This window comes from Pseudoalteromonas sp. APC 3691 (assembly GCF_030408135.1).
Taxonomy (GTDB): Bacteria; Pseudomonadota; Gammaproteobacteria; order Enterobacterales; family Alteromonadaceae; genus Pseudoalteromonas.
In genome coordinates, this window is record NZ_JASDCB010000059.1 from 1 (window position 1) to 22328 (window position 22328).

Below are 22328 nucleotides of genomic sequence, written 5' to 3' on the forward strand. Positions count from 1 at the left end.
AAGTCTCTGAAGGGCCGTTGAAGACTACAACGTTGATAGGCAAGATGTGGAAGTGGTGTGAGCCATTAAGCTAACTTGTACTAATTACCCGTGAGGCTTAACCATACAACGCCAAACGCGTTTTATGCGACAGTTTAGACAGAAGTTAATATGACTAAAGTAGATATTACTTAGAACGACTTAAAAAATATTATCAGATATTTTCCAAATTCAGTTAGTACGCAGAAATACGTATTAACGCCCAAATTTGCTTGGTGACAATAGCGTTTTGGACCCACCTGACTCCATGCCGAACTCAGTAGTGAAACGAAACAGCGCCGATGATAGTGTAGCATTTGCTATGTGAAAGTAGGACATTACCAGGCTTCAAATTGTAGAGACCCGTTACAGCAATGTGACGGGTTTTTTGCTGTCTGGGATTTAGTAAAGAGCCCATGCCGAACTCAGTAGTGAAACGAAACAGCGCCGATGATAGTGTAGCATTTGCTATGTGAAAGTAGGACATTGCCAGGATCTAATTAAAGAAAGCCCGACTAGCAATAGTCGGGCTTTTTTACGTTTGCAGAAAAGTGAAATGCGCGCAATTAATACACACTCACATCAACACGCAGGGCGGGCGAGCAAAGCGACTCCTGCTGTTAAAATTATAAAAACATACGCTCTACGATGAGTGCGCAGCATTTTCACTATGACTCTCCACCGCTGAAGGTATCATGACATCACACAAGCATTAAGTTGTAGAGCTCCCGAACCTAACGAGCTGGGCTTTTTACATTTTTAGAAAAGTGATTCAGGTATTCCTCTAGAGCGAAGCGTCTCTCAGTGAATAATCTACTTAATTTAACGAGTTAAAGTGGCATCGCCGATGCGAGTGTAGTTTTTCAGTGTGACTTCCTAACGCTGAGTTTACTATTGCACTGTACAAAGCTTCGAATTAAAGAAAGTCCTAACCGAAATAGTCGTTTTTTGCATATATAGAATGTAAAAATATGAGTGAATAATATCAATTCAAATATATAAGCAGATTGGTATTATATAAAAAGTATGAGATCCTAATAAGTCGAAGTTATTTTAAATTAATGGTGTTAGTTAATGATTACTCGTTAACAAACCTCTGACTTAACTTGTTTATGAAGGCAATGAATACTAATATAATTTCATGACCTTATAACTAAAATTTATTGAGTTAGTTGTTTTAAAATTACTACCAATAATGATTGTGAGCTGTAACTAGATGCCCTATGAAACATTTTTAGATGACTCTACTTCGCTAGTTGAATTTACACGTATTTACTTAGCTATTTTTTATACTTTTGTTGCGGGGTTTTATACATTTAGAATTATTTATAAAAATAGAGACACACCATCAGGCGTTATTTATCCCGGAGATAAGTTTTGTACTAGTTGGTGGAACCATATGGTTTTTAAGTTTTTCAGGGCTGCTATTTGGTTTATATGTGTAATTAGAGTGTTTGTACCTGAGTTAGATAGCTACCTTGGGTTATTCCCAATTCTCAATGGCTGGCCAGGTGTATTATTTGGCGATATTTTATTGAGTGCAGGTTTTATTTTGACGATGTTTGTACATTTTCATATGGCGGCACTTTGGCGTTCAGGAATTGATCCTAAGGGACCACATGAGCTTAAAACATCAGGACTATATGAATACTCTAGGAATCCGATGTATTTAGGTGTTGTAGCTGCACAGGTGGGTTTCTTTTTAGCCTTACCTAGTATATTTAGTATGACCTGTTTGGTTATTGGTTTTATAGCTATATATAGACAGACGTTAGTTGAAGAAGCTCATTTAGCTCATCGCTTTTCAATACAATATAAAGAGTACAAGCAACTAGTCCCTCGCTGGTTATAGCTTGGGATTAAGCTTTAAATACATGAAATTTTAACGCAAGAGTAAAGACGTGTTCTGTGTTGAATTGCTAAAATCCAGCAAGATGGACATAAATCAGATCACTTCTTTTTGTTTTATACCAATTCGCTTAATTAAGTGATCTATTTTGAGGATGGAAAAACGTGTTGATAGCTAGGCAAAAAATTTGCTATTTAGTTGTTCTAAATGAGAATTTTTTAACACAGGTAGCGACACATTTAGCCCCGCAAAATGATTAAGTATTATTGCGGATTGGTATTATATACTTTTTCATAAACTCTTGTTTAGTAATTGCCTTTGAAAAAATGTAGCCTTGAATATAATCGCATGCAAGCAGCTTTAATAGGTCATACTGTTTTTGTGTTTCAACACCTTCCGCTACCACCATTACATCTAGGTTATGAGCCATAGTGATAATAGCCTTCACGAGAGCAATACTATTATCGTTTGATTCAATATCGCTTATAAATGAACGATCTATTTTTAAAATATCTATATCTAAGCGCTGTAGATACGCCAAAGAAGAATAACCAACACCAAAGTCGTCAATCGCTATGTCTATATTAATAGTGCTTAAGCGTTTTAATTGTCGCTGTATTGACGAATCTGGATCCATTAAGGTATTTTCAGTGACTTCAATTAAAATAGTGTTGGCGGGTAGTTGGTACTTTTTACTTGCAACAATCCATTCATCCACCCAGCAACCAGTGCGGTCAATTTCAAGAGGTGATGTATTTACACTGACTTGAATTGTCTTTTCACTTAAAACATTGAATTGGACGGTATCTTGAATTGCTTGAGATTTTACCCATTGGCCTATGTCGTTTATTAATCCATTTTTTTCAGCAACAGGTATAAATTCATTGGGGCCTATTAGGCCTCGTTCAGGGTGGTTCCAACGAATAAGGGCTTCAGCTTTTGGTACTGATTTCCCATCAATTGAAAATATAGGTTGGTAATATAATTCAAATTGGTTTTTTACAATTGCAGTGCGTATCTCTTCTATCAGGCGACGCTTTTCTGTGGCTTTTTCTTCGATAGCATAGGAGAAAAACTCATAGCGATTCCGCCCTTTATTTTTAGATAAATACATCGCTTGATCAGCACGTCTAACGAGCTCTTCTACTGTTAAACCATCAGCAGGGAAAAACGTTAAACCTATGCTTGCAGTAACATAGACTGTTTCTTTTTTTATTTTAATGCTCTGCATTAAACTACTTTTTACAGCTTCGGCAATTTTTGATGCTTCATCAGGGCTACTTACACCCTCTAAAATTAATGTAAATTCGTCTCCACCTAAGCGTGCTACTGTATCTTTTGTTGTTATACAGCTTTGCAGCCTCGTTGCTACCTGGTGTAATAATAAATCACCGTAGTCATGTCCAAGGCTGTCGTTTACTTCTTTAAAACCATCTAAATCTATAAATATAAGTGCGAATTTCATTCCCTTAATACTTACTAAGCTTTGTAGTTTCTCGTAAAAATACCGTCTATTTGGTAAATCGGTTAACCCGTCTTGGTAAGCATATTGTTGCAACTGAATATTTGCATTTTCAAGTTCATTAGTACGAAGCCTAACTTGGTTTTCTAATGAGCTTTCTCTTTGCTCAATGTTGTATAGCATATCGTTAAAACAAGAAGTTAACTGTCCGACTTCATCTTGTGATAGTTGTTTAGCGCGTAAACTATAATCATGTGATGTGGTTATTTTACTGGCTGTTTGTGCTAAATATAAAATTGGGTTTAAAAATTTACGTCTTAATAAAAGCGACAAGATAAGACTAACCGCAAAGGTAAATACCATCAGGATCATTATAAACTTGGTATAAAAAGTGATTCTTTCTTTAATATAGCTGTCGTTAGCACGTATCTTTAATACACCATAATTATACATATCAAGTTGAAGTAAAGTATTAACCTCAATGCTTTGTTTTATTTCTTCATTTTCGGCTTGAGCAATAACAAGTTGTTCACCAGTCATACTCGTTACCATTATACTAATAACATCTGAGCGTATAAGTATTGGGTTTATAAGCTCTTGTACCGCATCTATATCATTAAACATAAGTGCAGTAGTTATATTGAGTGAAAGCATTTTAGACAGCGACCCCAGGCTTTCTATTTGTTCTTCTTTAGCGCTGGTGATTTCATAAGCACTAAATACAATGGTTACTGTAGCGGTTGATACAAGTGCGACACTCATTAAGATGAATAATAATTTTTTGCTCATTGTATTTAATGCAAATAGTTTTTTCATTGCATTACCTATCTACAACGCGTGCAAGTCGTAGTACTTTTGAACTCATAGTAATGCCTGCATCTTTAAGCTGTCGTGGTGCAATTTCAAAGCGAATTTTACCACTGGAAAGAAAGAATCTGATATGGCCGCCATTTTCAATAAATGAGTCTGTTTCACCAATGACCATAATATTTTTTAGATCTAAAGGAGTTATGTTTTGCCACTGAGCAAATGTATCTGAGGTGATAAATAGCATGTTACACGCAGATGTTGTGACTTCATCAAGAGTGACTAATTTATTATGCAAAGGTAATTTTTTTATAGTGCGATTTTTTAGAGCGGTGTTAGCCACATCAATAAAGTATTTATCAGGGCTACAAATAGTAAATTGATCAAGGGGTTCTAAATGAGAATCCCAGTGTCCAAAACGTGCAAAGTTATACAAGAAGCCTGCTTTTAGCATGTATTCTTTTTCAACAGCGTCAACGCTGGTACTTAAAAGTACCAAGGCTATTAAGCTTCTGTGAATTAGACTTCTTAATTTAATCATCTAATTAGCTTAGAAATTTGCTGAAATTGTAAACGTAATACATTCATCAATATAGTTTGGTAATGTATAGGTTTCGCGCGTATTACTGTATTCAATATGTGAACCTGAAAATAGGTTTTTACCCGAAACTGCAGTAGACCACACAGGAGTAGCCTGCCAATTCCAACTAATATCTAACGTTGTGTAATTATCAGTATTATATGCATTTGAGTTTACTGCTCGTAATGTCGCAAACACGTTATGGTTGGTTAAAAAAGAATAATCGGCTTTTGCAAATAACTGCCTGTTTTTAGAGTCATACCCGATAGCGGGCTCTACTCTAGGAGGTAAATCGTAGTTATAATCGGTGTAACTATAACCAAACTCAGTATTGAGATTATCAATTGGTTGCCATGATACTACTAAGTCGAGCCCTTTAGTGGTTGTGTCTGCTACAGATGCAAAGTCTAAATCTATACGAGTCATTGTTAGTGCTTGAAATACTTCTGGAATTCTCCCTGCTAGAAATAAATCAAGTATAGGAGTGAATTGTTCAGCATGCGTATTCATATCAATAACCGCTACGTTTTTAGCATCGGTATAATAAGTAGAAAGATCTAATGACCAATCGTTAGCAGTAAAACGGTAGCCTAATTCATAAGATAGATAGTTTTCTGATTTAACTTTGTCATTACCATTTAGGTAAGTTGCAATTCGGTAGTCGTCTATTTGGTCAAAGCCTGAACTTAAACCGGTAAGATCTTTAATTTCTGTACCATTAACTTTAAAGTTGTCGTTAAACTCAATTAATGTTGGTGTACGGACACTTCGCGATATTGCGCCCCAGGTAAGGTGGTTATCTACTGGTTTGTATATAAGTCTTGCTGATGGTTGATTTTCCCAGCCAGTTAAATCGTTATGATCAAGCTTAGTACCAACAATAAAGTCGAGAGTGTCAGGAGTCACATTGTATTGAGCTTGAACAAGTGCACCATATTGTTTGAGGCTATCAAAGTTTTTATCGCTATCTAAAAATACGCTTTCTGCGAAAGATATAGAATTGTATCGGTAGTTCAACCCCCAATCTAACTGTAGAGATTGATATATAAAATTCATTTGATAATCAATATCTATCGATTCAAAGTCTTCTTTAATATAATTTTGAGAACCATTTTTTTTAAGCCAAGAAATTTGTAGCATTTGATTCGCATCTGGCGACATTCTGTTTTCAAGGCGCGCCATTATACGCGAGTCTGTTCGCTTTAAATCATCTGAAAATGAAATATTTTCGTTGGTTTCATCGACAACACCTCGGTAGTTTTGGCCAAGTGTGGAATGAGTTACATCACCCTGGAGTAGTGCTGACCACTCATCATTAGGGGTAAAGTCAGCTCTAAAACCTAAAGAGTTTTGTTTGGTTGTGTCATTAGGGGGAAGTGAGATGCCTTTTTGGGATTCATTCGCATCTTTTAAGTGCCCATACACTCGGTAGCTGCCTATGTTACTTATATCACCACCGTAGCGAAGATTAGCATCAACATTTATTTGATTACCAGTTGTTACACTTGCGTGTCCACCGCGAGTATCAATACTATTTTTAGTAATGATATTAATAACGCCATTATTTGCGTTACTTCCCCAAAGTAATCCGCCTTGTCCGCGTATAACTTAAATACGTTCAATATCGTACAAAGGAACGTTGAGTGTTTCCCAATAAACAGCGGCAAACTTTGGGGTATATAAGCTTTGTCCGTCAATCATAACCAATAATTTGCTTGAAAAGCGAGAGGCAATGCCTCTTGAGGAAATAGCCCATTGATTGTTATCGAGCTGACGAACAATTAAACCCGGCACCATTTTTAGTGCTTCAGGTACTGATGTAGCACCAGATTTAGTAATTTGTTCTTTACTTAATACATAAATAGATGAAGCGGTATCAAATGCTGATTGTGCTCTTTTCATCGCAGAAGTTGCTTGCACATCCATACCCATTAAAGCATCAAGATCGAGGTCTTCATCTTCAAACGGCTCAGCCATTACAAGAGGGCACACAAAAAGTAATGGCCAAAATAAACGTTGTGATATTTTCACCCAAAAATCTCCTGCGCAATCAAAAAATCAAAAACAATGACTGTTTTTGTAATACATGTGATATCACACAATATTAACACACATTAACAGCGTAAAAGTATAAATGCGATTAAATCAAAACAACTAATTTTGTAGTAGTTAAAAAATAGAAATTACTGAGAGTTATATGGTTATATACTATTTAAAATTTAGTCTATTTTTGAAGGACTTCAAAGTATTTTGCGCTTATTGATTATTTAACTTTGCATATCATGCTTTTACAAGGGCGATATTAATTATACGTGCACGATTAATCTAACTTTGTATTAACTATTATTGTAATTTCAATTACCTTTGCTTTTATTAAAGGTATATAGAATACTTAAATTCGCTTGGTTTTGCTTTGAAGGCACCAAAGTATGGAAAAAAATGAATTAATTAATGTCGAAGAAGTACTCAATTTAATGCTTGATGCGGTATGCGTGGTAGATAAACAAGGCACATTTGTTTTTGTAAGCGCAGCATTTGAGCAAATTTTTGGTTATACGGCCGACGAAGTTGTAGGCAAAAAGATGATTAACTATGTTTACGAAGGTGATCATTACAAAACGCATAACGCCGTAACTTCGCTATTGTCTGGCGAAACGGTAAACCCTCGCTTCGAAAACCGTTGGATGAGAAAAGATGGTCAAGTAGTTCATATATTATGGTCTGTTCGTTGGTCAGAGCAACATCAAGTAAGAATCGCTGTCGCGCACGATATAACTGAACGTAAAGTAATGGAAGATCAACTCCATTACATGGCTCGGCACGATTTGTTAACTGGTTTGCCTAATCGCTCTTTATTGATGGAGCGATTTGAAAAAGTAATTATTAGTGCAACTACAAACAACACATTTTTTTCTTTACTGTTTATAGACATAAATGGCTTTAAAGCAGTAAACGACACCCACGGACACGAAACTGGCGATAAGCTTTTATGTGCTATAGCAAAAAGGCTCTCAGCGTCGGTTAGGCATTACGACACAGTAGGGCGTTTAGGCGGAGACGAATTTTTAATTATTTTAGATAACTTAAGTTCTAGCCACGAAACCGTCAGAATAAAAAATAAAGTCCTCACTGAGTTTAAAGCTGTCTTTAAGTTAGATGATGTACTACTAAATATTTCCCCCAGTATTGGCATTGCAAACTACCCAGAGCACGGACAAACAGATCATGAACTTATAAAATATGCTGATCAAGCTATGTACAAAAATAAACAACAAGGCTTAGATAACGTAACCTATTTACCTTAAAAAATCATGCTGAACTACCACCTTAGACAACTTACTTTCACAACGCCCTTTACTACAATACATTACTTAGCGCCACATTTTTAATAGCGGTTTTCCAGTGCTGCGTTAAAAATCTATAAATGCTCTTACAGCAGTTTGTAGGTAGTTCCTTGATAAATGAACTGCACAAGCTATGCCTGGTTGATAATGAAGGCAATTACCGTATAGGCAGTAATACATTTTTTACTAATGATGCAGGCGAAAGCAAGGTATCTGTCACTGATTATACAACCGCAATGGTTGATGAAGCGCAAAATGCGGCGCACGTTAGTAACCATATTAGTATTGCCTACTATATGGTTACTAATCAAAAGCGTTTGATTATTTAGATATAACAATACTGGCTCACAGGGCTAAAATAATTTAATCTGAGCGTATTAATTCTTATTAAATTATTTGCCTAATGAGCCTTCTTTTTTCTCTTGCGTTAGCAAGCCTTCCCGCTTTACCAGAGCCAGTTGCAAATAATGCTGTGGCTAAAGTTATTGTTAAAAATCAGCCCTACTTTTTAAGCTTTATGGGGCTGGGGGGCGCGATAAACAATACTCGTCAGTGCATAACAAAGTGTGGGCGCTTAAAGTTGGCGATTCACAGTGGCAATCTAAAACTGGTGTGCCTTCAAGCTTGCCATTAAAAGGGCGCTTAGCAAGCACCGCAGTCGGCTTAGGCGAGTACGCTTATGTGTTTGGCGGTTATACGGTAGCAGAGGATCATACTGAAGTTTCAAGCCCCGACGTATATAGGTACGACGTAATAAAAGATACCTACACTCACCTTGCTAGCACGCCAGTACCCGTAGACGATAGCGTCGCGCTGAACTACAAAGCGCGTTACATTTATCTAATTAGCGGTTGGCATAACGACGGCAACGTAAACTTAGTGCAAGTGTACAACACGCAAAATAATACATGGCAACAAGCCTCGCCATTTTTAGGTGAGCCCGTATTTGGCCAAGCCGCTGCAATTAGCGATAATACCATTGTTATTTGTGATGGCGTTAAAACACAAGCTAATCCTGATTCGCGTCGCTCGTTTGCAGGTGTAGCACAGTGCTTAAAAGGCACAATAGATTCAACTAACCCACAAAGAATAGATTGGCGTACCTTGCCACATCCAACGGGCACTGCTCACTACCGAATGGCAGCCACCAGCTATAATGGCAATATTTATATGATGGCAGGCTCTAATAACCCATACAACTACAGCGCAATAGGTTACGACGGTAAGCCTGCACCAGCAAGTGATCATGTTTGGCGTTTTAGTGTGGATAAAAACGAATGGCAGGTTTTATCACCGGCTAAAGTAAAAAGTATGGATCACCGTGGTTTACTTGAGCACAAAGGTGTTTTATACCGAGTTGGCGGTATTGATAATAACCAGCAAGTAAGTGCTAACGTACTCAGTTATAAGGTTGAAAAATGAACACCCTTTACATTACCGGCGCAGGAGTAAGCGCAGCCAGTGGTATTCCCACTTTTAGAGGTGAGGACGGTTATTGGACCATAGGCAGTAAAAATTATACGCCTATGGAAATGGCAACGCGCGCAATGTATCAAAACAACCCAAAAGAGTTTTTAGCTTGGTATTACAACCGTTTTGCAACGTATCGTAACCATGGCCCAAACGACGTACACCATTGGCTAAGTGACAAAAACCTAATTACTCAAAACATAGATGGGCTTGATGGCAAAGCGGGTAACAAAAATTACATAGCTATACACGGCAGGCTTGATCAAATGACCTTATTTCATGAGCAAGGTGAGCCAGTCACGCCACTTGCCACCCCGTGGGATAGCATAGACGAAAGCCGCCTTCAAGAATCTCTTTTTGAGCTATTTAATATTCAACACCAAACGCCTGAGCTTAATCATTCATTTAAGCCCTTTGTTTTATTATTTGACGAATACTACACCGATATTTACAGAATAAACGAAGCGCAACAGCGTATGCTCAACGCCGATAAAATTGTATTTATGGGTACCTCGTTTAGCGTAAATATTACGCAAATGGCAATTGAAATAGCCCGAAATTACGATATACCCGTTGAAGTTGTTGACCCTGAACCTGCACATATTTTGCACGCTAACGTCACATATAAAAAAATGAATGCATTAGATTACATTCAATCTAATTAAGAAGTGCTATATTTTAAAGGGATTGATAATGTTTTCTTAAATATTACAATCTCTTTATATAATATTAACGAGTCAAAAATGTTATTATTATCCTGATTATAACAATACTAAAGAGATCTGAATGAGCGACTTAACTGCAATAGCAAACTTGTCCATTTTACTTGTAGAGCCTTCAGAGGTTCAACAAAAAATAATAATAAAATCGCTTTTAGAAAGTGGTGTAAAACAAGTTGAAACTGCATCTACACAAACACAAGCGCTTAGCTTATTAGCAAGTTATCACCCTGATCTAGTTATAAGCTCTATGTATTTATCTGACGGGACAGCCGATTCACTATTGCAAGAAATAAGATCAAACCCTATCACCGAGCATCAACCTTTTATGCTTATATCGAGCGAGCGTAATAAAAAATACCTTGAGCAATTACGCCAATCGGGTGTCCTAGCTATTTTGCCTAAGCCTTTTAGCGCAAAAGCCATTACCCGCGCACTCAAAGCAACCCTCGATATTATAAGCGAAGAAGAAGTAGAACTTGATCATTTTGACGTAACGCTGCTGCGAGTTTTAGTGGTAGACGACAGCCGCTTTGCGCGTAAACACATAATACGCGTACTTGCGGGTATGGGAATACCTGCACCAATAGAAGCTGAAAACGGTAAAGAAGCTATTGAGCACTTAAACAACCAACCGTTTGACTTAATAGTAACCGACTACAACATGCCAGAAATGGACGGACGGGAACTAACAGAAGCCGTTAGAAGCTCAAATAGCTACTCACATATTCCTATTTTAATGGTGAGCTCAGAGGCAAACGACACTCACCTAGCTAATATTGCTCAAGCGGGAGTTGATGCTATTTGTGATAAACCGTTTGAACCGGCCACAGTGCGAGAATTATTGTTTAAAATAATGTCTTAAAAGTTAGTACAAGCGTAGGACGGTTATTATTTGGCCTACGCTCATCTTTAAAATACATTTACTATTACAGTTTTCCTAATCTATAAATGAGTAATGCCGTTTTTTTAATGTTTTTATCAAGGCTGGTTAAATCGGCTGTTTCGTTTTTAGTGTGCGCACCGCTGCCCATCAAGCCTAAACCATCAAGTGCCATATCAACATGGTTTGCCGCAAACGAAATATCAGCCGCACCTGCATTGCGTGGATTGGCGGCTACTACTTTGTTGAAGCCTAAGTCGTGGCTTGCGTCGCTGTATAATTCTAATAGCTTTTTATTGCCATCAGTTAATGCCATTGGCGGATAACCATCTTCAAAAATAAGCTCTGCTTTACTGCCATCTAAGTTTTTAGCCACAATTTGTAGCATAACCCTTTTAGCGCTTTCTACCTGCTTTGGCGAAAGTGCGCGTAAATCACCTGCAACATGCACGGTTTGTGCAATTACATTGCTTTTACCAAACGCCGTTGCTGACGAGTTAGCACTGTCGTAGTCGGCATTGGTACCGCCCACAATAAGCCCTGGGTTAAATGTTAAATTAGGTTGCGTGGCAAGTTGCTCTCTAAAATCATTTAAAATGCGTGATGCTTCGTAAATAGCGCCATAACCAACGCTTTCGCTAAATATTTGTGACGAATGCGCTGCATTTGCCGTTACGTTTAGCGTCCAGCCGGTATAACCACGGCGCGCCGCCATAGCAGTTTTTATATTGTTATCGCCATTTTCATAGCCAAGCGCTACGTCAGCCCAAATTGCCGCATCAACAATAGCTTGTTTAGATAAGCTAAGCGGGCGACCGCTGCTTTCTTCATCGCCAGTCAGCAATACTTTTATGCTTACATTTTCGAGTAAATTAAGGGCTTGTAAGCTTTTAAGTGCGGTAATTATTATCGTGTTACCGCCTTTCATATCGGCAACGCCTGGGCCACTGGCTCTATCGGCATCAAGTTGTTTGTAGGTAGTAAAGTTATCGTTTTTGGCAAATACCGTATCTAGATGGCCGATCATCAGTATTTTTATTGCATCGGGATCATTACTCTCATGGGTTGCTAATACATGCCCTGCGCGGTTAAACGCACTCCCATCCAGCCATTTTACTTTAAAACCAATGGCCTTAAGTTGCTCGCTTGTCAGCGCGCCTACTTTTTTTACACCTTCAATATTAAGCGAACCGCTATTAATATTTACGGCTTGCTCTATTTCTTTAAGTGCTTGAGGAATATTTTTATCGACCTGTTTTACTATTTCACGCTCATTTTTATCAAGCGCAGCATGGCTTGTAAGCGACAGGGTACTCGCAAGGGTAAAAATAAGTGCATGGCTAAATTTTAAAAATGACATAACAGCATAATAAGTGAGACATAAGAATATTTAATATGAAGTAAAAATACACAGGATTCAATAGAAGGTGATTGTGATTTTTAACTAATTTTATAAGTAATAACGAGTTACAAGTTTAAGGGCTATGGGGTGTACGCATTATTGGTTTAAACACAGATATTTAAAATATAACCTTTTAACTAATAATCAAGCTGTATAACTAAACAACGATTTGTCTGATATTACTGATCTCCACCATTTTAGGGTTTTGCTACATTTAGAAAAGGTAAGGCGAAGCTAACTATTTGTTTACAGGAGTTTATTATATGGTTAGTATAAAGTAGGGATATTTACTGCTTTGCAAAATGACCAATGTCTTAGGTTGAATTGTTGGAAACTCACTGTAAATGGAGTAAATTTTAAATGGTAAGTGATTTTGAAGACATGGAGAGTGACTCAGTTATTAAAGAGCGAAATAGAAGGCTTCATTATCAAAAAGCTGTTTTAGAACGGATTGAGCAAAGAAGCAAAAGGCAACGCGTTTACTTACTTCTTCTTTTATTGCCTTTACTTTCGATAATGACATCTCTTTCTCTGATATTAATAGAGGAAAAAAAGTTCGTAGAAAAAATAGTTCTTCAGAAAGACCTTGAAGAAATAATAGTGAATGGAGGCGATTTAGAAGCGATAAGGCATGCTTCAAGAACTCAATCAACAGAAATGCACTAAAAGTCATTTTTTCTAATAGAGATGATTATTATAACGTGGATATACCGTTGTCGGTTGTATTAAGTGACATAAGGGTGAATGCATTTAGAAAATCCAAGCAAGATATTCTGCCAATATTAGAGCCAATTATTAGTGAATATGAAGAAATTAACCCATTCGATAAACTTCAAGTTGGACAAAAAGACTACTTCGAAAATATTAGAATTAAAACAGGTGACTCATATCCAGATATAGTAAATGACATAAATAATCTGGCTGACGAGCTACATGAGAAAAATATATTAGTAGATGAATATCTGGGGGATTCAAAAATGTCATTTTGGATATCAATTATTGCTGTTGTTCTTTCGCTTATTATAGGTGGTTACCAAATATTTTCTGCTAGACCAAATGCAATGAAAAAATTATTCTTAGATGTCATTAGTGATCAAGGTGTTACATCAAGTAAAAGCTCTAACAAGTAAAGAAAGTCGGATGCTGAAAAACGCGCTAATGGATCAAGGCCAAATTTATGAGGAGTATTTAATCAAATGACACCACCTAGAGTATTTATTTCTTATTCTCATGACTCTGCTGAACACAAAAGTTGGGTTTTAGATTTTGCTACTACTTTACGAAGTCGTGGAATTGATACAGTTCTCGATCAGTGGGATTTAAGGCCAGGCGATGATCTGCCACACTTCATGGAAACTGAATTAGATAAATGTGATTACGTTATTATTGTGTGTTCAGAAACTTATGTTTCAAAAGCCAATGCAGGTAAGGGAGGGGTTGGTTATGAGAAAATGATAGTAACAGCCTCACTGCTGCAAAGAATTGATAGCAATATTATTATTCCTGTAGTTCGTCAGTCATCTTCACCGACCCTCCCTACTTTCTTGCGATCAAAGCTTTATATAAACTTTTCTAATGACTCAGAGGTTGAATATTCACTTGATGAGTTGTTGAGGACTCTTCTTGATGCCCCTTTGTATGAGAAACCTGAAATAGGAACAAATCCATTTAGGCCATTGCAGGGGTCTAAGCCTGATAGAACCGCAGACGGCGTAAAAGCATCAATGGTCGTTTTATCTAAAGCATTTGAAAAGAGTCAATATGATGACTTAAGCATTGGGGAAATTAAAAATTTCAGTGACATGCATCGGCTAAAATTAGAAAGGTATTTGAGTCAAGCTGAATCAATGGGGTTAGTTAAGTCTGATATACTTAATAAATATTCGGTCACTAGCGATGGGTATGATTATCTAGTTAGTCACGGAATCATAGATTCATAACAGAACGTTTAAATATACAATACCTTTGCTTCATTTTTGACTACCAGCATCTAACCCAAACAAAACACAATCAACCATCAGGTTTAACGCATTAGCATTAAACCTGATAGCCAAAATCTACCAAGCTACATTTAATTAGTTGGCATTAAATAGATTTCTCGTACGCTGTTGCGCTGGTTTGCTTCAATAGCAAACAGTACAGCGTCGGCTACATCTTGTGGGTCGAGTTTATCGGGTTTTGCCTCATCAAAAAACGGGGTGTTTACCATACCTGGTGCTATGGTGGTACAGCGGCCATTCCACTCACTCATTTCCTCAGCTAAGTTTTGTCCAAAGCCATAAGCAAACCATTTAGTTGCACCGTAAATAGAGCCGCCAATTGGCTTACGGCCAGCAGCAGAGCTGGTTAATATAAAGTGACCTTTATTTTGGCGTAAATGCGGCAGGGTTAGTTTTGCAGTCCACAGTAGGGCTTTAATGTTTATGTCGATCATGGTTGACCACTCATCCGGATCGCCTTTTTCGGTGCCAGCGGTTGAAACGCCCATGCCTGCGTTAGCAAAGGCTACATCCAAACGGCCAAACTTTTCAATGCCTTTTGTTACTACGTTTTCAAGTGCGGTAAAGTCTGTGGCATCTGCAGCTACGCTAAGTGCGTTATTTGAGCCTAATGATTCAACTAATTTAGTTAATTTGTCTTCGCTTCTGGCGGTTAAAATGACTTTGTGGCCATTGTTAACCAGCGTTTTTGCGGTTGCTTCGCCAATACCGCTTGAAGCACCTGTAATGAGGACTATTTTTTCTTTCGCCATGATTATTTCTCCTATGTTTACATATTCAAAATTATGAGAATAGTTTTACTAATGAGTGGGTCTTAAATGTATTTCTCTGATGTTATTACGCTGATTTGCCTCAATGGCAAATAGCACAGCATCGGCAACATCTTGCGGGTATAACTTGTCAGGTCTTGCTTCATCAGTAAAAGGGGTATTTACAGCGCCAGGGGTGATGGTTGTACAACGCCCATCCCATTCACTAATTTCTTGTGCTAGGTTTTGAGAAAAACCATAAGTAAACCATTTGCTTGCACCGTATATAGAGCCTTTAACAGCTCTGCGACCAGTTGCTGAGCTAGTAATAATAAAGTGTCCTTTGCTTTGGCGTAAATGCGCAAGCGTTAGTTTTGCAGTCCACAGTAGGGCTTTAATGTTTATGTCGATCATGGTGGACCACTCATCGGGGTCGCCTTCTTCAACCCCTAAAGTGTCTAGCCCTTTACCTGCATTAGCAAAGGCAACATCTAAACGACCAAATTTTTCAATGCCTTTAGCAACAACGTTTTCAAGCGCGGTAAAGTCGGTTGCATCTGCGGCTACGCTAATGGCGTTATCTGAGCCCAACGGCTCTACTAATTCAGTTAATTTATCTTCGCGTCTAGCGGTAAGTATTACTTTATGGCCATTGTTAACCAGCATTTTTGCGGTTGCTTCGCCAATACCACTTGAAGCGCCGGTTATGAGTACTATTTTCTCTTTTCCCATAGATAACCTCTTTTGTGAACATTGAAAGCTTAAAATAACCATACCAATAAACGATTAACCTATATTGAATAGGCGCTATAAATTAGCCGTAAATAGGCGGGCTTTACGTATCAAAAACCATAGTTTTAACGGTATTTTTAAAGTTGAAATAAGTGATTAAAAAAGATAGGTTTAAATTTTTTATTCTATATACTCGCGCCACTTCTTTTGAAGTCGGTTTTTATTAGATTTAACCATTATTTTGCTGAGTTTCAGCCACATTTATCGGAACAAACATGAAAGATAAACTTTTAGCGTTTTGGCAAAGCCATTCAGAAACAATCATCACTTTAGGATACAAAGTGATTTTAGCGTTGGTGATTTTAATTGCGAGTGCCTTAATTGCACGCTCGGTTAAAAAAGCGATTAAAAACTCTAAATCGCCATTAAAAAGGGTAGATAGTACGCTACTCCCGCTTTTATCGAGTATTGCTGGTTATTTAGTTTATATAATTGGTGGGCTATTTATTTTAGATATTTTTGGCGTTAATACGGCAAGCTTAATTGCGCTAATGGGTGCTGCTGGTTTAGCGATTGGTTTAGCCCTTAAAAATACGCTGAGCAATATTGCTGCGGGTATTATGCTGCTAATACTCAGACCTTTTAAAATAGGCGACTTTGTTGATGCCAGTGGCACGCTTGGTACTGTGAGTGAAATAAACTTGTTTACCACTATTTTTAAAACCACCGACGGTCTTTATATAGCATCGCCTAACGGCAAAGTGTGGGGTGGCAATATTAAAAACTTTACCCGTAATGGCAAAAGACGAATGGATATAGTGGTGGGTATTTCGTATGCCGACTCTATTGACGTTGGCTTAAATGTACTTAAAGAATTAGCCGCATCAGAGAGCCGATTACTCGCAGAGCCTGCACCTAAAGTAATGGTGACATCAATAGGCGAAAGCGCAGTGAACATTCAATTACGTGCGTGGGCTGTTAATGGTGATTATTGGCAAACTGTGTGGGATTTAAATAAACGTGTTAAAGAAGCTATTGAAGGCGCAGGGCTGAGTATTCCGTTTCCGCAGCGTACGCTGCATATATCCGAGTCGATGGCGTCGGCAATAACGGTAAGTAAAGACGTTTAAATATGTATTAACATAAGCATAAACACAAATAAAAATAGCGAGCCTTGGCTTAATGCAGATCGTTTAAGCTAATTGAACGATCTTTCAAAGGGCTCATAATAGGCTACAACAGAAGTTGTGGCCTATTTTTATGTCTGAATTTATTAAAGAATTACACCTTACTACTGAGTTTTGCCAAGATCGCGATATTGATTCGTTCACTAAGCACATTCCCCTCGAGTGGATTGAAGAAGCTGTTACCCAAACAGGAAGAGCCTCTGTACGCAAACGACGCTTCCCCGCCGAACAAGCCGCTTGGCTTGTGTTAGGAATTGGCTTATTAAGAAACCGCTCAATATCTGAAGTCTGTGACAAACTAGAGCTCGCTTTTCCTGACGCTAAAGGAGAGCTTCCACCATTGGCGACCAGCAGTATTATAAAAGGGAAAGAAAAGCTAGGCGCAGCGCCTATGAAACACCTTTTTAAACATACAGCAACGCAGTGGGAGCAGTCGCAAATTTTTGATGACGTGTGTGGTTTAAAGCTGCTAAGCGTTGACGGTACACAATTTAAAACCCAAGATACACCGAGTAACCGTCATTTTGGCTATGCTCAATCGACAACGAACTTCCCCTCAGTACTTGCTGTGACCTTGATGTCGACAAGAACGCATTTAATATCCGATGCAGCGTTTGGCCCCATTACTCAAAGTGAAATTCATTACGCTCAACAGCTTGTTGGCTCAGCACCTGAACATTCACTAACTCTATTTGATAGAGGTTTCTTTTCGGCTGAACTATTCACAAGCTGGCAAGGTGTTAGCGAAAACCATCATTGGCTTACGCCCATCAAAAGTAAAATGCGCTATGAAATAACGGAATCATTTAGTGATTACGACCACTTAATAACAATGCCTATTTCGCCACAAGCTAAAAAATTAGCTCCTTACCTAGGTGACACATGGCAAGCAAGACTTATTCAAATTCCGACACCTAAAGGTGAAATAAAAGGGTTCATCACCTCATGCGCCTGTCCAGAAAAGTACCCGCTAAAAGCGCTACTCGATGTTTATTGGCAACGATGGGAAATAGAGCGAGGATATGGTGAGCTCAAGCAATATCAATTATCTAATAAGCCAGCGCTACGGAGCTTGAAACAGGAAGGTATTTATCAAGAGCTCTGGGGTATTCTGACGTCATACAATATCGTGAGACTTGAGATGGCAGAGATGGCTAAAGCCCATAAAGTGGAGCCATTACGCATCAGTTTCATAAACGCATTATACCTAATACAAGACGAGTTTTTATGGTGCTCAGGTCGAAGCCCCGGGACAATCCCTAAAAAGCTAAAAGAACTACGTGAAAACGGTAAACGGCTAATATTACCGGAGAAAAGAAAGCGAAAAGCTTATCCGCGAACGGTGCTCGCAAAGACACAAAAATATCCAGTTAGGTATAAACGAAAAAACGCCACTCGTTCTTAAACGAGTGGTGTTAAGCCTTGGCTCGCTATTTTTGTATTAGCCTTTGTGTTAACTGAGGTATTAACCTTCTAATTGAAAGTCGTACACTGAGCCTAAATTTAGTAGCTGCGTTAGCTCATCAAGTGCTTGGTAGCTTTCAGTTAATAGGGCTGAATCTGCAAAGTCACTTGCGCCTAATTTGTCGCGGTAGTTACGTTTTGCCCAGTCACACAGTTGTGTGTATTTAGTATCAGTTAAAATAACCTCAGGGTTTACTGCAGCAAGTTCTTGCTCGTTAAGGGCTACACGTAAACGCAAGCAAGCTGGGCCGCCGCCATTTTGCATACTTTGGCGTAAATCAAAAAACTGTACTTGGTTTACTGGGTTATCAGCCATGATCATTTCTTCAATGTAGGCGTTAACCGCGCTGTTGCGTTTACATTCTTGTGGTGCCACTAACAGCATTGAACCATCTTCAAGGCTCACTAGCTGGCTATTAAATAAGTAACTACTTACAGCGTCGGTAATGCTTACTTTATCGGTAGGTACTTCAATAATATAAAATTCTTTATTGCCCAGATACGCTTCGCGAATATCTTGCAGTGCCAAAGCTTGGTTTAAAAATGCTTGCTGGTGGCACAGTAATACGTTGGCGTTACCTACTGCAATTACATCGTTATGAAACACACCTTGGTCTATTACGTCTGGATTTTGCTGTAGTAAAATTTGGCTTGAATCTTTTAAGTTATGTAAGCGACAAATTGCTTCTGAGGCTTCGAGTGTTTGCCTTGCAGGAAATTTAGCTGGTTTTGGTAATTGGCTATTAAACGCGCTGGCACCAAATACAAACATTTCAAGGCCTTGCTCGCCGTGGCTGTCACAAAAACGAGTATGGTTTGCTGCACCTTCGTCGCCAAAAAAGCCTTGGTCTGGCAAATGGGTATGGTGCGCAAAGTATTTGTCATTGTTAAACATAGCTTTTAATAAGCGTGTAGTGGTTGCAGGCTCTAATGAACGATGAAACTTATTATTTAAATTAGCTGAAGTAAAATGTACTTTGCCGTCGGTTGTATCAGGAGATGGCGATACCGTAGCGGCATTGGCTGTCCACATTGCAGACGCTGAATAACACGCGCGTAATAAAATAGGATCTGCTTTAAATGCTTTGTGAATTACTTGTGCATCGTTACCGGTAAAGCCTAAGCGGCGCAGTACGTTTAAGTCGGGGCGCGCATGAGGGGCAAATACACCTTGAGTTAGGCCTTTGTCGTGCATGGCTTTCATTTTTTCAAGGCCTTGAAGCACAGCCTCTTGAGGATTTGAAAAGCTTGCTGCGTTATTTAACGAGGCAACATTACCATACGATAAACCAGCGTAGTTGTGAGTAGGGCCAACTAAGCCATCAAAATTAACTTCCAAAGCGTGCATACACGTTCCAACTAAAATTTTTCAACAGGGTGCAACAATACAACGCAATAGGGTTGCTTGCAAAGTTATAAACGCAGTGTTTTTACTAATTTTTTTGATGTTTTTAAATGTGGAGTTTATTACAAGGGGGTTGTTTTTATATTGAACGATTAATTTGAAGTTTAATTAAAATGTACACATAAATTTCATAGTGTGCAAAAGCTTAGCCTAAAGTAGGTTTATACATTTAAGCTTTATGCCAAGCCTTTACACAATACGATGCTACTTAACATAGGCGCGTTCTTTATCAGCGGTAGTGCGGGTATTTGTTGGATCATTAACTTGCCAAACGCTAATGTCTAAACGCCATAAAAGGTAAAGGGTATGGTGTAAATTGAACATGGTTTTTCCTTGGTATTTTCACTGAACACATCAGTTTATAGGAAGAAGTATGCCAACATTAACTTGAATATTTTATGAATAGAAATCAGGTGTTTAGTATTTAAGTGTAAATACATACTTAAGGATTAGCACCAAAGAGGTGAAGTATTACTAAAATATGCACCAACGTGGTGTGTTTTTAACAAAAAGCCCTGCAATTATTAGGTCACTTAAATGTGCAAGGCTTTTTAAAAAATGTAGTCACTTAAAAAGTAAATTAACGGCCTACTTTTCCTTTTACTAAAGGCTCGAACGACATTACTTTAAACTTACCGTGGCTTTGATTTTTGCCATTATTAAGTACAGGCGAATTATGTAAATCGTCAACGGTAAAGTATATTTTATGATCGGCTCCGTAACTAAAACCATCAGGCCAGCTTAAGCGTTCGTCTTTAAATAATACTTCGTAGTCGCCAGTGGGTTTAACTACGCCAATTGCGCCATTGGTTATGTCGGTTACATATACGTTACCGCCGCCATCAACAATAATACCGTCTGAAATTGGCTTAGTGCCGTAACGCGTAACTTTGTCTTCAAGTGCTTTAGCCCAAAGGCTCTCGTTATTTATAGCGCTGGTGGCAATGCGGTAAACCGACGTGCCCGACATAGATCCAAAGTAAAGCCAGTCTTCGTTAGGGTCAAGCGTAATAGGGTTAACACCTAAGCGGGCAGGTTGTCCGCCAAGGCTCATTGTGCGCCCATCAATAACCATATCGATATTTTCGGCAGTGGTGTAATGGCTATTTTGTAATACTCTGCGTGCGACACCTGTTTTAAGGTTTACCGTAATAATAGCGGCTTGGCTGCCTTGGGCTGTATCGGCAATGTATACAACGCCATGCTTATTATCGATGACTAAATCGTTTAAAAACGAGGTGTCGGTAATGGTTGGTTTAGCCAGATAAATAATTTTATGCAGTTGCTCTTTATTTGTATCCCAACCTACTAAGCGACCAGCGTGATCGGGCCCTGAAGTGTCGAGCATCCATAAAACGCCATCGCTTGATACGTTTATGCCAAGCACATCGTAAAAACCTTTACCGTTATTGTAAGCGTATGCCCACTCTTCATTAGGGTAGGGCTTGGTTGTACCATCGCTTAAAAGCTCCATAATTTTTTGCTTTTGGCCAAAAAAACCATGCACAGATAAAAACTTTCTGCCCGATGGGGTAATAGCAATGTTGCCCGGTGGGTGCTGCGCATCAAAAGTGGCTACTGTTTTTAAATCAGCATTTTGGTTAGCAGTATTAGCAGATACGGCGTTGCTACCTAAAAGTGCCGTGCTACACGCCGCAGCTAATAGTAATTTTTTAATATGAGTCATTTTAAAACCTTTTAAAACACGTTTATTGTTTAAAAATTAAGAGCCTAATCGGCTAAGTCGTTTACTACTAAATCGAGCAGCTGCATCAACTGCTTCGCTTGTGTTGCATCTACACTATCAAATTTACATAAAATATTTTTAGGAATATCGGCTGCTTTTAACTTAAGCGATTGGCCATGCTGAGTTAGCTGCACTAGGCGTTTGCGTTTGTCGTGCTCATCTTTAATAACAGCCAGTAATGATTTGTCGCTCATTTTTTTGAGTATTTGGGTCATTGCACCGCCGTCTATCGCGGTTTTATCTATTAGCCCTGCAATTGTTATTTCGTCTTGCTCCCACAGCGCCATCATTACTACGTATTGCGGGTAAGTTAAATTTAGCGCGTTTAGAGGCTCGCGATACGCACGCGCAATGCTGTTAGATGCCATGTATAACCGATGACATAACTGATTTTTTAACTTTAATTGCTCAAACGCCATAACGTTATCCTTTATTTCGATACATGCTATTTTAATTTGCATGCAAAATATTTGCAATCTCTAATTACTTGATCTATTATTTTGCACACAA

18 protein-coding genes, 2 rRNA genes and 2 pseudogenes are annotated in these 22328 nt (G+C 38.4%); 13 read left to right on the forward strand and 9 right to left on the reverse strand.

The annotated features are described in order from the left end of the window. From QL998_RS16055 to QL998_RS16065, 3 genes are all read left to right on the forward strand, one after another. Positions 1 to 105 (forward strand): 23S ribosomal RNA (locus QL998_RS16055); the annotation flags it as partial. A 145-nt stretch (positions 106 to 250) separates the two neighbouring features. Next, positions 251 to 365, forward strand: a 5S ribosomal RNA gene (rrf, locus tag QL998_RS16060). A gap of 869 nt (positions 366 to 1234) precedes the next feature. Next, a complete protein-coding gene (locus tag QL998_RS16065; RefSeq protein WP_290193061.1) occupies positions 1235 to 1870 on the forward strand; it encodes an isoprenylcysteine carboxylmethyltransferase family protein in 636 nt (211 codons plus the stop codon). 253 nt (positions 1871 to 2123) lie between these two features. On the opposite strand, the gene QL998_RS16070 is transcribed toward QL998_RS16065, so the two are convergent. The 3 genes and pseudogenes from QL998_RS16070 to QL998_RS16080 form a co-directional block, all read right to left on the reverse strand. After that, positions 2124 to 4145, reverse strand: a complete 2022-nt coding sequence (locus tag QL998_RS16070) for an EAL domain-containing protein (RefSeq protein WP_290193062.1) — start codon at positions 4143 to 4145, stop codon at positions 2124 to 2126. A gap of 4 nt (positions 4146 to 4149) precedes the next feature. Then, the gene (locus QL998_RS16075; protein ID WP_290193063.1) at positions 4150 to 4677 is read right to left on the reverse strand and encodes a YfiR family protein; all 528 of its coding nucleotides are present in this window, start codon (positions 4675 to 4677) and stop codon (positions 4150 to 4152) included. 9 nt (positions 4678 to 4686) lie between these two features. Continuing rightward, a pseudogene (locus QL998_RS16080) lies at positions 4687 to 6747 on the reverse strand (TonB-dependent receptor). A gap of 398 nt (positions 6748 to 7145) precedes the next feature. Here QL998_RS16080 and QL998_RS16090 point away from each other — a divergent pair. From QL998_RS16090 to QL998_RS16110, 5 genes and pseudogenes are all read left to right on the forward strand, one after another. After that, the gene (locus QL998_RS16090) at positions 7146 to 8021 is read left to right on the forward strand and encodes a sensor domain-containing diguanylate cyclase (RefSeq protein WP_290193065.1); all 876 of its coding nucleotides are present in this window, start codon (positions 7146 to 7148) and stop codon (positions 8019 to 8021) included. 149 nt (positions 8022 to 8170) lie between these two features. After that, on the forward strand, positions 8171 to 8389 hold the full coding sequence (locus QL998_RS16095; protein ID WP_024605256.1) for an epimerase: 219 nt from the start codon (positions 8171 to 8173) through the stop codon (positions 8387 to 8389). 74 nt (positions 8390 to 8463) lie between these two features. Next, a pseudogene (locus QL998_RS16100) lies at positions 8464 to 9482 on the forward strand (galactose oxidase). Next, entirely contained in the window at positions 9479 to 10195 is a 717-nt protein-coding gene (locus QL998_RS16105; protein ID WP_290193066.1) for a Sir2 family NAD-dependent protein deacetylase, read from the forward strand. Before QL998_RS16100 ends, QL998_RS16105 begins: the two are co-directional and overlap by 4 nt. Positions 10196 to 10316: 121 nt before the next feature. Beyond that, on the forward strand, positions 10317 to 11114 hold the full coding sequence (locus QL998_RS16110) for a response regulator (protein WP_182725377.1): 798 nt from the start codon (positions 10317 to 10319) through the stop codon (positions 11112 to 11114). A 64-nt stretch (positions 11115 to 11178) separates the two neighbouring features. Here the strand turns inward: QL998_RS16110 and QL998_RS16115 are convergent, their stop codons facing one another. Then, positions 11179 to 12492: a M20/M25/M40 family metallo-hydrolase gene (locus QL998_RS16115; protein WP_290193067.1), complete on the reverse strand. Its 1314-nt coding sequence runs from the start codon at positions 12490 to 12492 to the stop codon at positions 11179 to 11181. Positions 12493 to 12894: 402 nt separating this feature from the next. Here QL998_RS16115 and QL998_RS16120 point away from each other — a divergent pair, with 402 nt between their 5' ends. The 3 genes from QL998_RS16120 (at position 12895) to QL998_RS16130 (ending at position 14474) form a co-directional block, all read left to right on the forward strand. Further along, the gene (locus tag QL998_RS16120) at positions 12895 to 13200 is read left to right on the forward strand and encodes a hypothetical protein (RefSeq protein ID WP_290193068.1); all 306 of its coding nucleotides are present in this window, start codon (positions 12895 to 12897) and stop codon (positions 13198 to 13200) included. A gap of 47 nt (positions 13201 to 13247) precedes the next feature. After that, entirely contained in the window at positions 13248 to 13664 is a 417-nt protein-coding gene (locus QL998_RS16125) for a hypothetical protein (RefSeq protein ID WP_290193069.1), read from the forward strand. Between the two features lie 66 nt (positions 13665 to 13730). Beyond that, the gene (locus QL998_RS16130; protein ID WP_286938609.1) at positions 13731 to 14474 is read left to right on the forward strand and encodes a toll/interleukin-1 receptor domain-containing protein; all 744 of its coding nucleotides are present in this window, start codon (positions 13731 to 13733) and stop codon (positions 14472 to 14474) included. A gap of 131 nt (positions 14475 to 14605) precedes the next feature. Here QL998_RS16130 and QL998_RS16135 read toward each other — a convergent pair whose 3' ends face one another. After that, positions 14606 to 15286: an SDR family oxidoreductase gene (locus tag QL998_RS16135; protein WP_024597443.1), complete on the reverse strand. Its 681-nt coding sequence runs from the start codon at positions 15284 to 15286 to the stop codon at positions 14606 to 14608. A gap of 48 nt (positions 15287 to 15334) precedes the next feature. After that, positions 15335 to 16015: an SDR family oxidoreductase gene (locus QL998_RS16140; protein ID WP_290193070.1), complete on the reverse strand. Its 681-nt coding sequence runs from the start codon at positions 16013 to 16015 to the stop codon at positions 15335 to 15337. 275 nt (positions 16016 to 16290) lie between these two features. Between QL998_RS16140 and QL998_RS16145 the strand changes: the two genes are divergently transcribed. Continuing rightward, positions 16291 to 17145: a mechanosensitive ion channel domain-containing protein gene (locus tag QL998_RS16145; RefSeq protein WP_290193071.1), complete on the forward strand. Its 855-nt coding sequence runs from the start codon at positions 16291 to 16293 to the stop codon at positions 17143 to 17145. Between the two features lie 130 nt (positions 17146 to 17275). Then, complete coding sequence (locus QL998_RS16150) at positions 17276 to 18607, forward strand: IS4 family transposase (protein WP_290193072.1); 1332 nt, start codon at positions 17276 to 17278, stop codon at positions 18605 to 18607. Positions 18608 to 18667: 60 nt separating this feature from the next. Here the strand turns inward: QL998_RS16150 and astB are convergent, their stop codons facing one another. The 3 genes from astB to QL998_RS16165 all read right to left on the reverse strand — a co-directional run bounded on the left by astB (position 18668) and on the right by QL998_RS16165 (position 22237). Continuing rightward, positions 18668 to 20014: an N-succinylarginine dihydrolase gene (gene astB / locus QL998_RS16155; protein WP_290193073.1), complete on the reverse strand. Its 1347-nt coding sequence runs from the start codon at positions 20012 to 20014 to the stop codon at positions 18668 to 18670. Between the two features lie 637 nt (positions 20015 to 20651). Then, a complete protein-coding gene (locus tag QL998_RS16160) occupies positions 20652 to 21758 on the reverse strand; it encodes an L-dopachrome tautomerase-related protein (protein ID WP_290193074.1) in 1107 nt (368 codons plus the stop codon). A gap of 44 nt (positions 21759 to 21802) precedes the next feature. Continuing rightward, positions 21803 to 22237 (reverse strand): MarR family transcriptional regulator, encoded by a 435-nt coding sequence (locus QL998_RS16165; protein ID WP_024605267.1) that lies wholly within the window; start codon positions 22235 to 22237, stop codon positions 21803 to 21805. Positions 22238 to 22328: the final 91 nt, after the last annotated feature.

What these genes read in the sequence shown, in the direction of transcription:
- QL998_RS16130 (WP_286938609.1), top strand. Translation starts at nt 13,731, where the DNA reads ATGACACCACCTAGAGTATTTATTTCTTATTCTCATGACTCTGCTGAA.
- QL998_RS16120 (WP_290193068.1), top strand. Translation starts at nt 12,895, where the DNA reads ATGGTAAGTGATTTTGAAGACATGGAGAGTGACTCAGTTATTAAAGAG.
- QL998_RS16105 (WP_290193066.1), top strand. Translation starts at nt 9,479, where the DNA reads ATGAACACCCTTTACATTACCGGCGCAGGAGTAAGCGCAGCCAGTGGT.
- astB (WP_290193073.1), bottom strand. Translation starts at nt 20,014, where the DNA reads ATGCACGCTTTGGAAGTTAATTTTGATGGCTTAGTTGGCCCTACTCAC.
- QL998_RS16075 (WP_290193063.1), bottom strand. Translation starts at nt 4,677, where the DNA reads ATGATTAAATTAAGAAGTCTAATTCACAGAAGCTTAATAGCCTTGGTA.
- QL998_RS16065 (WP_290193061.1), top strand. Translation starts at nt 1,235, where the DNA reads ATGCCCTATGAAACATTTTTAGATGACTCTACTTCGCTAGTTGAATTT.
- QL998_RS16145 (WP_290193071.1), top strand. Translation starts at nt 16,291, where the DNA reads ATGAAAGATAAACTTTTAGCGTTTTGGCAAAGCCATTCAGAAACAATC.
- QL998_RS16115 (WP_290193067.1), bottom strand. Translation starts at nt 12,492, where the DNA reads ATGTCATTTTTAAAATTTAGCCATGCACTTATTTTTACCCTTGCGAGT.
- QL998_RS16165 (WP_024605267.1), bottom strand. Translation starts at nt 22,237, where the DNA reads ATGGCGTTTGAGCAATTAAAGTTAAAAAATCAGTTATGTCATCGGTTA.
- QL998_RS16160 (WP_290193074.1), bottom strand. Translation starts at nt 21,758, where the DNA reads ATGACTCATATTAAAAAATTACTATTAGCTGCGGCGTGTAGCACGGCA.
- QL998_RS16110 (WP_182725377.1), top strand. Translation starts at nt 10,317, where the DNA reads ATGAGCGACTTAACTGCAATAGCAAACTTGTCCATTTTACTTGTAGAG.
- QL998_RS16090 (WP_290193065.1), top strand. Translation starts at nt 7,146, where the DNA reads ATGGAAAAAAATGAATTAATTAATGTCGAAGAAGTACTCAATTTAATG.
- QL998_RS16150 (WP_290193072.1), top strand. Translation starts at nt 17,276, where the DNA reads ATGTCTGAATTTATTAAAGAATTACACCTTACTACTGAGTTTTGCCAA.
- QL998_RS16070 (WP_290193062.1), bottom strand. Translation starts at nt 4,145, where the DNA reads ATGAAAAAACTATTTGCATTAAATACAATGAGCAAAAAATTATTATTC.
- QL998_RS16135 (WP_024597443.1), bottom strand. Translation starts at nt 15,286, where the DNA reads ATGGCGAAAGAAAAAATAGTCCTCATTACAGGTGCTTCAAGCGGTATT.
- QL998_RS16140 (WP_290193070.1), bottom strand. Translation starts at nt 16,015, where the DNA reads ATGGGAAAAGAGAAAATAGTACTCATAACCGGCGCTTCAAGTGGTATT.